13 protein-coding genes and 1 tRNA gene are annotated in these 13,549 nt (G+C 65.2%); 13 read left to right on the top strand and 1 reads right to left on the bottom strand.

The annotated features are described in order from the left end of the window. Positions 1-7: 7 nt before the first annotated feature. The gene (locus NMB40_RS11905) at positions 8-1,873 is read right to left on the bottom strand and encodes a DUF3413 domain-containing protein (RefSeq protein ID WP_494358514.1); all 1,866 of its coding nucleotides are present in this window, start codon (positions 1,871-1,873) and stop codon (positions 8-10) included. A 205-nt stretch (positions 1,874-2,078) separates the two neighbouring features. On the opposite strand from NMB40_RS11905, the gene NMB40_RS11900 reads away from it, so the two are divergent. The 13 genes from NMB40_RS11900 (at position 2,079) to nuoI (ending at position 13,546) form a co-directional block, all read left to right on the top strand. Further along, positions 2,079-3,014 carry an isopenicillin N synthase family dioxygenase gene (locus NMB40_RS11900; RefSeq protein ID WP_494358513.1) on the top strand — a complete coding sequence of 312 codons (936 nt, stop codon included), beginning with the start codon at positions 2,079-2,081 and terminating at the stop codon, positions 3,012-3,014. Positions 3,015-3,303: 289 nt separating this feature from the next. Further along, the gene (gene tpiA / locus NMB40_RS11895) at positions 3,304-4,059 is read left to right on the top strand and encodes a triose-phosphate isomerase (RefSeq protein ID WP_282245651.1); all 756 of its coding nucleotides are present in this window, start codon (positions 3,304-3,306) and stop codon (positions 4,057-4,059) included. A 22-nt stretch (positions 4,060-4,081) separates the two neighbouring features. Next, positions 4,082-4,525, top strand: a complete 444-nt coding sequence (gene secG / locus NMB40_RS11890; protein WP_093532795.1) for a preprotein translocase subunit SecG — start codon at positions 4,082-4,084, stop codon at positions 4,523-4,525. Between the two features lie 50 nt (positions 4,526-4,575). Further along, a tRNA-Leu gene (locus NMB40_RS11885) sits at positions 4,576-4,660 on the top strand. 112 nt (positions 4,661-4,772) lie between these two features. After that, positions 4,773-5,129: an NADH-quinone oxidoreductase subunit A gene (locus NMB40_RS11880; RefSeq protein WP_026069699.1), complete on the top strand. Its 357-nt coding sequence runs from the start codon at positions 4,773-4,775 to the stop codon at positions 5,127-5,129. Continuing rightward, complete coding sequence (locus NMB40_RS11875; protein ID WP_017354657.1) at positions 5,120-5,674, top strand: NuoB/complex I 20 kDa subunit family protein; 555 nt, start codon at positions 5,120-5,122, stop codon at positions 5,672-5,674. The genes NMB40_RS11880 and NMB40_RS11875 overlap by 10 nt, the downstream gene beginning before the upstream one ends. 32 nt (positions 5,675-5,706) lie before the next feature. Then, positions 5,707-6,456 carry an NADH-quinone oxidoreductase subunit C gene (locus tag NMB40_RS11870; protein ID WP_095363457.1) on the top strand — a complete coding sequence of 250 codons (750 nt, stop codon included), beginning with the start codon at positions 5,707-5,709 and terminating at the stop codon, positions 6,454-6,456. Further along, a complete protein-coding gene (locus NMB40_RS11865) occupies positions 6,453-7,760 on the top strand; it encodes an NADH-quinone oxidoreductase subunit D (protein ID WP_282245633.1) in 1,308 nt (435 codons plus the stop codon). The genes NMB40_RS11870 and NMB40_RS11865 overlap by 4 nt, the downstream gene beginning before the upstream one ends. Before the next feature lie 94 nt (positions 7,761-7,854). Further along, a complete protein-coding gene (nuoE, locus tag NMB40_RS11860; protein WP_070207226.1) occupies positions 7,855-8,382 on the top strand; it encodes an NADH-quinone oxidoreductase subunit NuoE in 528 nt (175 codons plus the stop codon). A 3-nt stretch (positions 8,383-8,385) separates the two neighbouring features. Continuing rightward, a complete protein-coding gene (nuoF, locus tag NMB40_RS11855; protein WP_282245629.1) occupies positions 8,386-9,726 on the top strand; it encodes an NADH-quinone oxidoreductase subunit NuoF in 1,341 nt (446 codons plus the stop codon). Continuing rightward, positions 9,723-11,966: an NADH-quinone oxidoreductase subunit NuoG gene (nuoG, locus tag NMB40_RS11850; protein WP_494358512.1), complete on the top strand. Its 2,244-nt coding sequence runs from the start codon at positions 9,723-9,725 to the stop codon at positions 11,964-11,966. Before nuoF ends, nuoG begins: the two co-directional genes overlap by 4 nt. Beyond that, the gene (gene nuoH / locus NMB40_RS11845; protein ID WP_068853406.1) at positions 11,963-13,054 is read left to right on the top strand and encodes an NADH-quinone oxidoreductase subunit NuoH; all 1,092 of its coding nucleotides are present in this window, start codon (positions 11,963-11,965) and stop codon (positions 13,052-13,054) included. Before nuoG ends, nuoH begins: the two co-directional genes overlap by 4 nt. Positions 13,055-13,057: 3 nt before the next feature. Next, complete coding sequence (gene nuoI, locus NMB40_RS11840; RefSeq protein ID WP_068853404.1) at positions 13,058-13,546, top strand: NADH-quinone oxidoreductase subunit NuoI; 489 nt, start codon at positions 13,058-13,060, stop codon at positions 13,544-13,546. Positions 13,547-13,549: the final 3 nt, after the last annotated feature.

Here is a 13,549-nt window from a genome sequence, read left to right as displayed (position 1 = left end):
ATCAACGTCATTGCTTGCGGAAGTGGGTCAACGCGTTCCAGGCCGTGCGTACTGCGGCCGGGTCCGGCGACTGGTCGGGTACCGGCAGGTAGCGGGCATCCAGGGTGGTGGCGTTGCCGAACTTGTCGAACACATAGGTGCGGTCGCCTTCGCGGATGCCGCGCTGCGACCAGCTTTCGACCAGCAGGGGGCGCGCCGGGCGCGAGGCATCGAACAGGTCCTGGCCGGTGCTGAAATCGGCCAGTGCGTTTTCGCAGCCCAGCCCGTGGCGCATCAGGGTGGGCACCCAGTCTTCGTGGCTGCTGGCCGCGTCATGCCGTGCCGGGTCGCGCCCGGGCCAGTGCAGCACGAACGGCACCCGCATCTGGTAGTCGGAGAAGTTGCCGTTGTGGCCCCAGTAATTCAGGCCCAGGTCGTTGAATTCTTCGGCATGGTCGCCGGTCACCAGCACGATGGTGTTGTCGGCCTGGCCGCTCTCGCGCAGGGTCGCCAACAACTGGCCAATCAACGCATCGGTGTAATGCACGGCGGTGCGATAGCGGTTGCGCTCGGGGGTGGCGTCGTGCTCCTCGTCGAAGGCAAGGAAGTTCACGTCCGTGGCCATCGGCGTGGCCAGTGCGGGATAGCCGTCGGGCAGGTGGTAGGGCGCATGCGTACTGTCCAGGAACACCATCCCGAACCAGTGGCCGCCGCCTGGCTGGCGGATGTCCGCATCGAGCGCATCGACGATGTGCCGGTCACGCGCGGCGACCGGCAGCGACGACGGCGCGGTGTGCAGCTGGTTGCGTACCTGGGCGAACACGGTGCGGTCGAATTCGGGGCTGTACAGCGGCGCGCTGCCGTACAGGTGCAGGTCGTAGCCCTGCTGTTGCAGCACATCGAACAGGATCGAGCCGCGCTGTTCGCTGAGCATGCTGGACCAGTAGCCGCCGGGCAGGCCGTAGAGCAGGCCGAACAGGCCATACCGGGTGGCATTGCCGCTGCTGTAGTGGCGGTCATACAGCTCTGATTGCTCCGCCAGCGCCCAGGTGTTGGGCATGGTGGTGGCATCCAGTGCGTCATGCCGCAGCGATTCCAGTACCACCACCAGCACGTTGGGTTGGGTGTGGCTCTGGCAGCGCAGCGGATGCAGCGGGTACTGCAGCTGGCTGTGGCGCGGATCGGGCAGGTTGGCCTGGGGCAGGCTGCGCACGCCCAGCCGGTGCATCTGGCGCTTGGCGGTGATCGGCTGTGCCCACGGCAGGTAGGCCCACTGGCCGGTCACGGCGCGCTCGCCCAGGGCATCGTAATAGGCGGTGGCGATCTGGCCGGTGGCCATCAGTGCCAGGCCGGCGGCCCAGGCCAACAGCACTGGGCGACGCCGCGCGCGGTCGGGCACCAGTTTCCAGCAGGCCCAGGCCAGCAGCACTTCGGCGGCGGCCACGGCCGCCAGCACGCCCAGCGACTGCAGCCAGCTCTGCCACGACAATGCCACCTGGTCCTGCAGGGCACCCCCGAATACCATGTTCATCACCATGGCATTGAGGTGGAAGCGGTACAGGGCGAAGACCTTGGCATCCACCAGCAGCAGGCACAGCCACAGCCCCTGCAGCAGCACGGCGCTGACCACCAGCGGACGCGGCGAGCGTGGCCACAGGCCGACCGCCAGTGGCAGCAGCGACACCAGGGCGCCGAAGGCCAGGAAATGTCCGGGCAGGGCAATGGCCAGGTAGCCCAGCCCCAATGCGCCACCGGGGTTGTCATGCAGCGGCGTGTTGCCCAGCGCGATGGCGATGGCCACGCAGGCATTGATGGCGGTAAACAGGCTCAGCCATGCAAGGCGCGTCCAGCGCGGCGGTGCGGGCAAAGGGGCAGGGGAGCGCGGGTCGTCCATGCAGGGTCGGGCAGATAGTGGGTGGATCGGAAGACGTGGCGGCGGCGGCGTCCTTGGCCGCCCTGCCGCAGCGAGGCGGCGGGCGGGCGCATTGTATCGGTTTGTATCAATGTATCGGCGGTGTCTATTGTCCGATCTGGCACAATGTTCAGCCGGGCCACAGTCGTGGCCCCGCATACCCACCTCGAACAAGCCAGGAACCGCTGTGAGCCAGATCCCCACCCTCGACATCACCCGTTTCGACAGTGACCGCGATGCCTTCGTCGCCGAGCTCGGGGCGGCCTACCGTGAATGGGGTTTCGCGGGCATCCGCAACCACGGCATTCCGCAGGCGGAGATCGATGCGGCCTATGACGTTTTCAAGGCGTTCTTCGCCCTGCCCGAGGCGACCAAGCTGCAGTACCACCTGCCGGGCACCGGCGGTGCGCGCGGCTACACGCCGTTCGGGGTGGAAACGGCCAAGGGCTCCAAGCACTTCGACCTGAAGGAGTTCTGGCACATCGGCCGTGAGATTCCGGACGATTCGAAGTACCGCGACGTGATGGCCCCGAACCTGTGGCCGAGCGAAGTGCCGGGCTTCAAGGAAAAGGGCTACGGGCTGTACCAGGAACTGGACAAGCTGGGCTCGCGCGTGCTGTCGGCACTGGCGCTGCACATCGGCCTGCCGATCGATTTCTTCGCGGACAAGACCAACAACGGCAATTCGATCCTGCGCCCGATCCACTACCCGCCGATCACCGCCGACGACATCCCGAACGTGCGCGCGGGCGCGCACGGCGACATCAACTTCATCACGCTGCTGGTGGGCGCCAGCGCGGCCGGCCTGGAAGTGCAGTCGCACGAGGGCAAGTGGGTGCCGTTCACGTCGGACGCGGACACCATCGTGGTCAACATCGGCGACATGCTGCAGCGCCTGACCAACCACGTGTACCCGTCCACGATCCACCGCGTGGTCAATCCCCCGGGCGAGCAGGCCCGCCAGCCGCGCTACTCGGTGCCGTTCTTCCTGCACCCGAACCCGGACTTCCTGATCGACGTGCTGCCGACCTGCATCACCCCGGACAACCCGAGCCGCTACCCGGAGCCGATCACCGCGCATGGGTTCCTCGAAGAGCGGTTGCGTGAGATCAAGCTGAAGTGATGTTCAAAGGCCACCGTCAGGTGGCCTTTTTTGTTGGTGGCTTGTTTAGCACGCGAACAGCCTGGCTATTGATTCCTATCGGCTGGGGCGAGGGCCGGCATTGCCCTCCGCGACACGGCGTGTCCCGTAACCCCACCCGCCCCGGCCCCGCAATCCGGACGATCAGGCAACCAAGACCCGCTCTTGCTGTTGCTCTTGCAATATCCATTTGAAATGTAAGCGTTTTCGGGAAACGCGCATTCGTTACATCCGGTATCATTGGCGGCTGATACCCAAAAGGAGCCCCGCCATGCGCCGCAAGATCGTCGCCGGTAACTGGAAGCTGCACGGCAGCCGTCAATTCGCGACCGACCTGGTCAGCGATATCGTCGCCAGCCTGCCGAAGGGTGGGGTAGAAGTCGTCATCCTGCCGCCGCTGCCGTACCTGGGTGAGCTGGTCGAGGCCTTCGAAGGTCGCGCTGTCGCTTTTGGCTCGCAGGACGTCAGTTCCAACGAAAAGGGCGCCTACACCGGCGAAGTCTGCGCCGCCATGCTGGCCGACGTCGGTGCCCGCTATGGCCTGGTCGGCCATTCCGAGCGCCGCCAGTACCACAATGAAAGCAGCGAGCTGGTGGCCCGCAAGTTCGCCGCCGCCCTGCACGCCGGCCTGGTGCCGGTGCTGTGCGTGGGCGAAACCCTGGAGCAGCGCGAGGCTGGCCAGACCGAGGACGTCATTGCCAGCCAGCTGGCCCCCGTGCTGGAACTGGTCGGCCCGGCCGGCTTCCAGCATGCCGTGGTCGCCTATGAGCCGGTCTGGGCCATCGGCACCGGCCGGACCGCCACCAAGGAGCAGGCCCAGCAGGTCCACGCGTTCATCCGTGGCGAAGTGGCCAAGCTCGATGCTAGAATTGCCGATTCGTTGCCCATCCTGTACGGCGGCAGCGTGAAGCCCGACAACGCAGCGGAACTGTTCGCACAGCCCGATGTCGATGGTGGGCTGGTGGGCGGCGCCTCGCTGGTGGCCGCGGATTTCCTGGCCATCGCCCATGCGGCGGCCGCTATTTGACATGCCCGAGGGCGGATTCGAAATGCTGATGTTGATCCTCAATGTGGTCTACGTGCTGGTCGCGGTGTCCATGATCGCGCTCATCCTGATGCAGCGTGGTTCCGGCGCGGCCGCAGGCTCGGGTTTCGGTGCCGGTGCCTCGGGTACGGTGTTCGGCGCGCGTGGCGCGTCCAACTTCCTGTCCAAGTCGACCAAGTGGCTGGCCGTGGTGTTCTTCGGCATCAGCCTGTTCATGGCCTGGTACGCCAGCCATGGCGCGCGCCCGGCGGTCCAGCAGGACCTCGGCGTGATGTCTGCCCCGGTGGCGCCTGCCGCCCCGGCGGTCCCCGCTGGCGAGATGCCGGCCGTGCCGAAGGCCCCGGAAGCCGCTGCCCAGCAGCCGGTTCCGCAGGCCACTGTGCCGGCTCAGGCGGAAACGCCGAAATCGGGTGAAGAAAAGCCTTCCGAAGGCTCCCAGACTCCCTGAAGACGGTTACAATATGCGGCGCGTTGGGTAACCTCCAGCGCGATACGTAAGCCCAGGTGGCGGAATTGGTAGACGCACTACCTTGAGGTGGTAGCGACTTAGGTCGTAGGGGTTCGAGTCCCCTCTTGGGCACCATTTTGTTTGTAAGCGGATACGTCTGGCGCGCAAAGCGCCAGTAGCGTTTTCCGTCCACTCCCCCATGCCAAGACGCCTGCAGGCGTGGCGGCAGAGGCAAGAGAGAATCGCTGTGCTGGCCGAATATTTGCCGTCTCTGCTGTTTCTGATTGTTGCCACCGGTATCGGCGTTGCGCTGATGCTGGTCGGCCGGTTCCTCGGTCCCCGGCGTCCCGATCTGAAAAAGCTCTCGCCGTACGAATGCGGCTTCGAGGCTTTCGAGGACGCGCGCATGAAGTTCGATGTGCGCTACTACCTGATCGCCATCCAGTTCATCGTATTTGACTTGGAAATCATCTTCATCGTGCCGTGGACCCAGGTCTTCATGGAGCTGGGCGCACGTTCGCTGGTCACGATGGGCCTGTTCGTGGGCATGCTTTTCCTCGGTTTCATTTACGTCTGGAAGAAGGGAGCGCTGGAATGGGAGTAATTCAGACTCTCGATGGCCTGATGAACAACCCGGTCCCGGAAGGGCGGGTCGATGACATCCTGCGCCCCGAAGGCGACAACCCGCTGCTCGAGAAGGGCTATGTGACCACCAGCGTCGACGCGCTGTTGAACTGGGCACGTACCGGCTCGATGTGGCCCATGACCTTCGGTCTGGCCTGCTGCGCGGTTGAAATGATGCATGCCGGTGCCGCGCGCCTGGACCTTGACCGCTACGGCGTGGTGTTCCGTCCGTCGCCGCGCCAGTCCGACGTGATGATCGTGGCCGGCACCCTGGTCAACAAGATGGCCCCGGCCCTGCGCAAGGTCTACGACCAGATGCCGGACCCGAAGTGGGTTATCTCCATGGGCAGCTGCGCCAACGGTGGCGGCTACTACCACTACTCGTATGCAGTGGTGCGTGGTTGCGACCGCGTGGTGCCGGTGGACGTGTACGTCCCCGGTTGTCCGCCTACCGCCGAAGCGCTGGTGTACGGGATCCTGCAGCTGCAGAAGAAGATCTGGCGTACGCAGACCATCGCCCGCTGACATTCCTCCTGACAAGAGCACGCCAAGCCCCCATGGCAGAGCAAGCATCCTTCATCGACCGACTTTCCGCACGTTTCGCAGGTGCGCAGGTCTTCGTGGTCGAACCCCGCGGCGAAGTGACGCTGGAAGTGCCCGCCGCTGACTGGCATGCCACCGCTCTGGCGCTGCGCGACGAATTCGGTTTCGAACAGGCCGTTGACCTGTGCGGCCTGGATTACCTCGGCTACGGCAGCGACGAGTGGGACACCTCCGATGTCTCCTCGCAGGGCTTCAGCCGTGGCGTCGAGGGCAAGTCCGTCGGCCGTTTCGCCTGGGGCGAGTTCCCCACCCGCGAAACCAGCGATGGCGCCCAGCCGCAGCCGGTGCCGCTGCAGCGCTATGCCGTGGTCGCCCAGCTGCGTTCCTACCAGCACAACCTCACCATGCGCATCCGTTGCTTTGCGCCGAACGAGGAACTGCCGGTGGTCGCCTCGCTGACAAACGTGTGGCCGGGCCTGAACTGGTTCGAGCGTGAAGCGTTCGACCTGTTCGGCGTGATCTTCGAAGGCCACCCGGACCTGCGCCGCATCCTGACCGACTACGGCTTCGTGGGGCATCCGTTCCGCAAGGACTTCCCGCTGATCGGCAACGTCGAAGTCCGCTACGACGAAGAAAAGAAGCGCGTGGTCTACGAGCCGGTCACCTCGGTGGAGCCGCGTGTCGGCGTGCCGCGCGTGATCCGTGACGATGCCCGTTTCCAGACCGCTGCCGGCGAAAGCGCGCAGACGGAGGCAAGCAAGTGAGCCAGATCCACCAAGCCCACCAGGCGTTTGCGAGCAACCCGGCCGAACTGCGCCAGGAAATCCGCAACTACACCATGAACTTCGGTCCCCAGCATCCGGCCGCGCACGGTGTGCTGCGCCTGATCCTGGAAATGGACGGCGAAACCATCATGCGCGCCGACCCGCACGTCGGCCTGCTGCACCGTGGTACCGAAAAGCTGGCCGAATCCAAGCCGTTCAACCAGTCCATCGGTTACATGGATCGCCTGGATTACGTGTCCATGATGTGCAACGAGCACGCCTACGTGCGCGCCATCGAAACCCTGATGGGGATCGAAGCGCCCGAGCGTGCCCAGTACATCCGCACCATGTTCGATGAAATCACCCGCATCCTGAACCACCTGATGTGGCTGGGTTCCAACGCGCTCGACCTGGGCGCGATGGCGGTGATGCTGTACGCCTTCCGCGAACGCGAAGAGCTGATGGACTGCTACGAAGCGGTCAGCGGCGCGCGCATGCATGCGGCGTACTACCGTCCGGGCGGCGTCTACCGCGACCTGCCGGACCAGATGCCCAAGTACAAGGAATCGCGCTGGCACAAGGGCAAGGCCCTGAAGAACCTCAACGCCTCGCGCGAAGGTTCGCTGCTGGACTTCCTGGAAAACTTCACGGTCGAGTTCCCCGGCCGCGTCGACGAATACGAAACCCTGCTCACCGACAACCGTATCTGGAAGCAGCGTACGGTCGGCATCGGCGTGGTCAGCCCGGAACTGGCGCATGCCTGGGGCATGACCGGCGTGATGCTGCGCGGCTCGGGCATTGCCTGGGACCTGCGCAAGAAGCAGCCGTACGCCAAGTACGATGCCGTTGATTTCGACATCCCGCTGGGCAAGGAAGGCGACTGCTACGACCGCTACCTGGTCCGCGTGGCCGAGATGCGCGAATCCAACCGCATCATCAAGCAGTGCGTGCAGTGGCTGCGTGCCAACCCCGGCCCGGTCATGGTCAAGAACTTCAAGGTCGCGCCGCCCAGCCGCGAGGACATGAAGGACGACATGGAAGCGCTGATCCATCACTTCAAGCTGTTCAGTGAAGGCTACTGCGTCCCGGCCGGCGAAACCTACGCCGCGGTTGAAGCGCCCAAGGGCGAGTTCGGCTGCTACCTGATGTCCGATGGCGCCAACAAGCCGTTCCGCGTGCACCTGCGCGCGCCGGGCTTCGCCCATCTGTCCTCGATCGACTCGGTCGTGCGCGGGCACATGCTCGCCGACGTGGTGGCCATGATCGGCACCTACGACCTGGTGTTCGGCGAGGTGGACCGGTAATGGCCATCGCATGCACGATGCCTGACACCCGCCGGCTGCTGCCGGCGCTGCAGGTTCTGGTTTTTAACGATTTGGTATTCGCTGAGGTCGGCCGATGAAGGCGACGGGTAATTTCGAGGCGGCGCGCGACGTCGACCCGATGGTGGTGTTGAGCGACAAGACGCGCGCGCACATCGATCACTGGCTGTCCAAGTTCCCGCCGGACCGCAAGCGTTCGGCGGTCCTGCAGGGCCTGCACGCCGCCCAGGAACAGAACGCCGGTTGGTTGACCGACGAGCTGATCGCCGGCGTGGCCAAGTACCTGGACCTGCCGCCGGTGTGGGCCTACGAGGTTGCCAGCTTCTACTCGATGTTCGAGCTGGAGAAGGTCGGCCGCCACAACGTTGCCTTCTGCACCAACATCAGCTGCTGGTTGAACGGCGCCGAGGACCTGGTCGCGCATGCCGAGAAGAAGCTCGGCTGCAAGACCGGCCAGTCCACCGCCGATGGCCGCATCTACCTCAAGCGTGAAGAAGAATGCCTGGCCGGTTGCGCCGGTGCGCCGATGATGGTCATCAACGGCCATTACCACGAGCGCCTGACCGTCGAGAAAGTCGACGAGCTGCTGGACGGGTTGGAGTAAGACATGGCACATCATCACGCACCCCAGGGTCCGGTCGGTCCCGCACCGCTGCCGCATCAGGTGGTCTACACCACCTTGCACTACGACACCCCGTGGTCGTACGAAAGCTACCTCAAGACCGGTGGCTATGCCGCCCTGCGCAAGATCCTCGAAGAGAAGATCTCGCCGGAGCAGGTCATCGAGATGGTCAAGCAGTCCAACCTGCGTGGCCGCGGTGGCGCCGGCTTCCCGACCGGCCTGAAGTGGTCCTTCATGCCCAAGGGCAGCATGCAGAAGTACATCCTGTGCAACTCGGATGAATCCGAGCCGGGTACCTGCAAGGACCGCGACATCCTGCGTTACAACCCGCATTCGGTGGTGGAAGGCATGGCGATCGCCTGCTACGCCACCGGCAGCACCGTGGGCTACAACTACCTGCGTGGTGAGTTCCACCACGAGCCGTTCGAGAACTTCGAGCAGGCGCTGGCCGACGCTTACGCGAACGGCTGGCTGGGCAAGGACATCCTTGGCAGCGGCGTGGACATCGACATCTACGGTGCCCTTGGCGCCGGCGCCTACATCTGCGGCGAAGAAACCGCGCTGATGGAATCGCTGGAAGGCAAGAAGGGCCAGCCGCGCTACAAGCCGCCGTTCCCGGCCAACTTCGGCCTGTACGGCAAGCCGTCGACGATCAACAACACCGAGACCTATGCCTCGGTGCCGGCGATCATCCGCAATGGCCCGGAATGGTTCCAGGGCCTGAGCCTGACCAAGAACGGCGGCCCGAAGATCTTCTCGGTCTCCGGTTGCGTGCAGCAGGGCGGCAACTTCGAAGTGCCGCTTGGCACCACCTTCGACGAGCTGCTGGAAATGGCCGGTGGCCTCAAGCCGGGCCGCACCCTCAAGGGCGCGGTGCCGGGCGGCGTGTCGATGCCGGTGCTGAAGGCCGAAGAGCTCAAGGGCCTGCAGATGGACTACGACACCCTGCGTGCCCTCGGCACGGGTCTGGGTTCGGGTGCCATCGTGGTGCTGGACGACAGCGTGTGCTGCGTCAAGTTCGCCTGCCGCATCAGCCAGTTCTTCCACAAGGAATCCTGTGGCCAGTGCACCCCGTGCCGTGAAGGTACCGGCTGGATGCACCGCGTGCTCGAGCGCATCGTCGCCGGCAAGGCCACCATGGAAGACCTGCACCAGTTGAAGGCAGTGGCCGGTCAGATCGAAGGCCACACCATCTGCGCGTTCGGTGAAGCGGCGGCATGGCCCATCCAGGGCTTCCTGCGCCAGTTCTGGGACGAATTCGAGTACTACATCGTCAACGGTCATTCGATGGTCGACGGCAAGAAGGTGGAGGCAGCCGCCGCATGAGCGCGCAACCCAACAATCCTGGTGGCACCCCGGCGATCGTGCCGGAAGGGCATGTGACCGTCGAGATCGACGGCCAGTCCCTGGTCGTGCCCAAGGGCTCGATGATCATCCAGGCCGCCGACAAGGCCGGCATTTCGATCCCGCGCTTCTGCTACCACGAGAAGCTGCCGATCGCGGCCAACTGCCGCATGTGCCTGGTTGACGTTGAAAAGTCGCCCAAGCCGGCGCCGGCCTGTGCCACCCCGGTGATGGACGGCATGAAAGTCGCCACCCGCAGCGAAAAGGCCCTGAAGTTCCAGCGTTCGGTGATGGAGTTCCTGCTCATCAACCACCCGCTGGACTGCCCGATCTGCGACCAGGGCGGCGAGTGCGAGCTGCAGGACGTCTCGCTCGGCTACGGCCGTTCGGTGAGCCGCTTCAACGAACGCAAGCGCGTGGTGCCCGACGAGGACATCGGTCCGCTGGTCGCCACCGAAATGACCCGCTGCATCCAGTGCACCCGCTGCGTCCGCTTCACCGCCGACGTTGCAGGTACCTATGAGCTGGGTGGCATGTACCGCGGTGAAAACCTGCAGATCGGCACCTACGACGGCAAGCCGCTGACCACCGAGCTGTCGGGCAACGTCGTCGACGTGTGCCCGGTCGGCGCGCTGACCAACAAGGTGTTCCAGTTCCGCGCCCGCCCGTGGGAACTGACCGCGCGCGAATCGCTGGGTTACCACGACGCGATGGGCTCGAACCTGTTCCTGCACGTGCGCCGCGGCGAAGTGCTGCGTTCGGTGCCGCGCGACAACGAACTGGTCAACGAATGCTGGCTGTCCGACCGTGACCGTTATTCGCACCAGGGCCTGTACAGTGCCGACCGCGCCGTCAAGCCGCTGCGCAAGGTCAACGGCGAATGGCAGGAAGTGAGCTGGGCCGAAGGCCTGGCCGCGGCCAAGGACATCCTCACCGCCAACCGCGGTGACGACCTCGGCGTGCTGGTGCACCCGTCGGCCTCGAACGAGGAGGGCGCCCTGCTGGCCCGTCTCGCCAGCGGCCTGGGCACCGGCAACATCGACCACCGCATCAACAACCGCGACTTCTCCGACGCCGCCACTGCCGAGACCTTCGGCCTGTCGCTGGCCGAGATCGAAGGCGCCGACAGCATCGTCGTGCTCGGCAGCAACATCCGCCACGAACTGCCGCTGCTGCACGCCCGCCTGCGCAAGGCGCAGACCACGCGCAACGCGAAGATCCACGCGATCAACCCGGTGGATTTCGACTTCGCCTTCAAGCTGGCCGGCAAGCAGATCGTGGCCCCGTCGAAGTTCGTCGAGGCCCTGGGCAACGCCGAGCTGCGCCAGGCGGTGACCGGCACCGCCGTGCTGATCGTCGGTGGCATCGCCGAAAACCACCCGCAGGCTGCCGCGATCCGCGCCGCCGCGCGTGATTTCGCCGCCGCCACCGGTGCCAAGCTGTGCCGCATCCCGCAGGGCGCCAATGCCGTGGGCCTGTCCCGCGCCGGCGTGCTGCCGGCCGGCAAGGACGTCAACGCCATGCTGGCCCAGCCGCGCAAGGCCTATGCCCTGTACGGCATCGAGCCGGGCCTGGATTTCGCCGATGCCGCCGCCGCCCGCAAGGCGCTGGCCGGTGCCCAGGTGGTGGCCTTCAGCCAGTTCGCCTGCGCCTCGACCCGCGATGTGGCCGACGTGATCCTGCCGATCGGCGCGCTGCCGGAAATCGACGCCACCCTGACCAACCTCGATGGTCGCGAGCAGTCGGCCCGTGCCGGCGGCAAGCTGCCGGGCGAGGCCCGTGAAGGCTGGCGCGTGCTGCGCGCACTCGGCGGCGAACTGGCCCTGGCCGGTTTCGAGTTCACCGACCTGGCGGGCCTGCGTGCCAGCCTGGCCCCGGTCAACGTCACCGTGTCCACCTCGGTGGCAACGCCGGTGGCCGGCGAAGGCCTGGAAGTGGCCTCCACCGCTGCGATCTACCGCATCGATGCGGTGGTCCGCCGCGCCCAGGCACTGCAGTCGCACCCGCTCAACGCCGCGCCGCGCATCGTGCTCAATGCCGATGACGCCGCCCGCCTGCAGCTGGTCGAAGGGCAGATGGCCAAGGTCGGCACCGATGCCGGTCGCGCCACGCTGCCGGTGGTGGTCGACGCCCGCGTCGCCGCGGGGTCGGTCTGGATTGAATCGGGCCACGGTGCAACCGCACCGCTGGGTGCCGCACGCGTAACGGTGGTGGCTGCATGAACGAATTGCTGTTGAACGCGGTCGACCCGCTCCACCAATGGCTCCTGGGCCTGGGTGAGATCGGCGCGCTGCTGTGGATCGTGCTGAAGATCCTGGTGATCGCCATGCCGGTGATCATCGCGGTGGCGTTCTTCGTGGTCTGGGAGCGCAAGCTGATCGGCTGGATGCACGTCCGCCACGGCCCGATGTACGTGGGCATGGGCATCTTCCAGGCCTTCGCCGACGTCTTCAAGCTGCTGTTCAAGGAGATCATCCAGCCGGCGAGCTCGCACAAGGCGATGTTCGTGCTGGCGCCGTTGATCACCCTGGCACCGGCCTTCGCGGCCTGGTCGGTGGTGCCGTTCGACGCGCAGGTGGTGCTGTCCAACGCCAACGCCGGCCTGCTGTACCTGCTGGCGATGACCTCGCTGGGCGTGTACGGCATCATCCTGGCCGGTTGGGCTTCCAACTCCAAGTACGCCTTCCTGGGTGCCATGCGCGCCTCGGCGCAGATGATCAGCTACGAAATCGCCATGGGCTTTGCCCTGGTCGGCGTGATGATCGCCGCCGGCAGCCTGAACCTGAGCGGCATCGTGATGGCGCAGGCCGGCAACTCCGGCTTCTTCGACTGGTTCCTGATTCCGCTGTTCCCGCTGTTCATCGTGTACTGGGTATCCGGCGTTGCCGAAACCAACCGCGCGCCGTTCGACGTGGTGGAAGGCGAATCGGAAATCGTCGCCGGCCACATGGTCGAGTACTCCGGTGGTGCGTTCGCGCTGTTCTTCCTGGCCGAATACGCCAACATGATCCTGATCAGCTTCCTGATCTCGATCTTCTTCCTCGGCGGTTGGCTGAGCCCGTTCCAGGGCTGGATCACGGCGGACATCTCGCCGTGGATCGACTGGATCTGGAAGGGCGGTGCCCCGTGGCTGCTGCTGAAGGTGTTCTTCTTCGCCAGCGCCTACATCTGGTTCCGTGCCAGCTTCCCGCGTTTCCGTTATGACCAGATCATGCGCCTGGGCTGGAAGGTCTTCATCCCGCTCACCATCGCGTGGATTGCTGTGACGGCTGTGATGGTGTTCTACGGCGTGATCCAGAAGGGCGTCTAAGTGATGAATCGAATTACCCATTACTTCAAAAGCCTGCTCCTGCTCGAGCTGCTCGGCGGTCTGTGGCTGACCCTGAAGTACACGTTCAAGCCCAAGTACACGCTGATGTACCCGATGGAGAAGTTCCCGCAGTCGCCGCGTTTCCGTGGCCTGCATGCGCTGCGCCGCTACCCCAACGGGGAAGAGCGCTGCATCGCCTGCAAGCTGTGCGAAGCGGTGTGCCCGGCGCTGGCCATCACCATCGATTCGGCCAAGCGCGAAGACGGCACCCGCCGTACCACCCGCTACGACATCGATCTGTTCAAGTGCATCTTCTGCGGCTTCTGTGAAGAAAGCTGCCCGGTGGACTCAATCGTCGAGACCCACATTCTCGAGTACCACTTCGAGAACCGTGGCGAAAACATCGTTACCAAGCCGCAGCTGCTGGCAATCGGTGATCGGCTTGAAGCCGAAATCGCCGAGCGTCGCGCCGCCGATGCCGCTTTCCGCTGAGGT

This window comes from Stenotrophomonas sp. FBCC-B152, assembly GCF_059134105.1.
The sequence above is the reverse complement of the archived record's forward strand: the minus strand, read 5'-3'. Positions and strand labels throughout refer to the sequence as shown.

Excerpts from the sequence above, each read along its gene's own strand:
- NMB40_RS11875 (WP_017354657.1), top strand. The coding sequence starts at position 5,120 with ATGGGAGTAATTCAGACTCTCGATGGCCTGATGAACAACCCGGTCCCG.
- NMB40_RS11905 (WP_494358514.1), bottom strand. The coding sequence starts at position 1,873 with ATGGACGACCCGCGCTCCCCTGCCCCTTTGCCCGCACCGCCGCGCTGG.
- secG (WP_093532795.1), top strand. The coding sequence starts at position 4,082 with ATGCTGATGTTGATCCTCAATGTGGTCTACGTGCTGGTCGCGGTGTCC.
- nuoI (WP_068853404.1), top strand. The coding sequence starts at position 13,058 with ATGAATCGAATTACCCATTACTTCAAAAGCCTGCTCCTGCTCGAGCTG.
- nuoG (WP_494358512.1), top strand. The coding sequence starts at position 9,723 with ATGAGCGCGCAACCCAACAATCCTGGTGGCACCCCGGCGATCGTGCCG.
- nuoE (WP_070207226.1), top strand. The coding sequence starts at position 7,855 with ATGAAGGCGACGGGTAATTTCGAGGCGGCGCGCGACGTCGACCCGATG.
- tpiA (WP_282245651.1), top strand. The coding sequence starts at position 3,304 with ATGCGCCGCAAGATCGTCGCCGGTAACTGGAAGCTGCACGGCAGCCGT.
- nuoH (WP_068853406.1), top strand. The coding sequence starts at position 11,963 with ATGAACGAATTGCTGTTGAACGCGGTCGACCCGCTCCACCAATGGCTC.
- nuoF (WP_282245629.1), top strand. The coding sequence starts at position 8,386 with ATGGCACATCATCACGCACCCCAGGGTCCGGTCGGTCCCGCACCGCTG.
- NMB40_RS11870 (WP_095363457.1), top strand. The coding sequence starts at position 5,707 with ATGGCAGAGCAAGCATCCTTCATCGACCGACTTTCCGCACGTTTCGCA.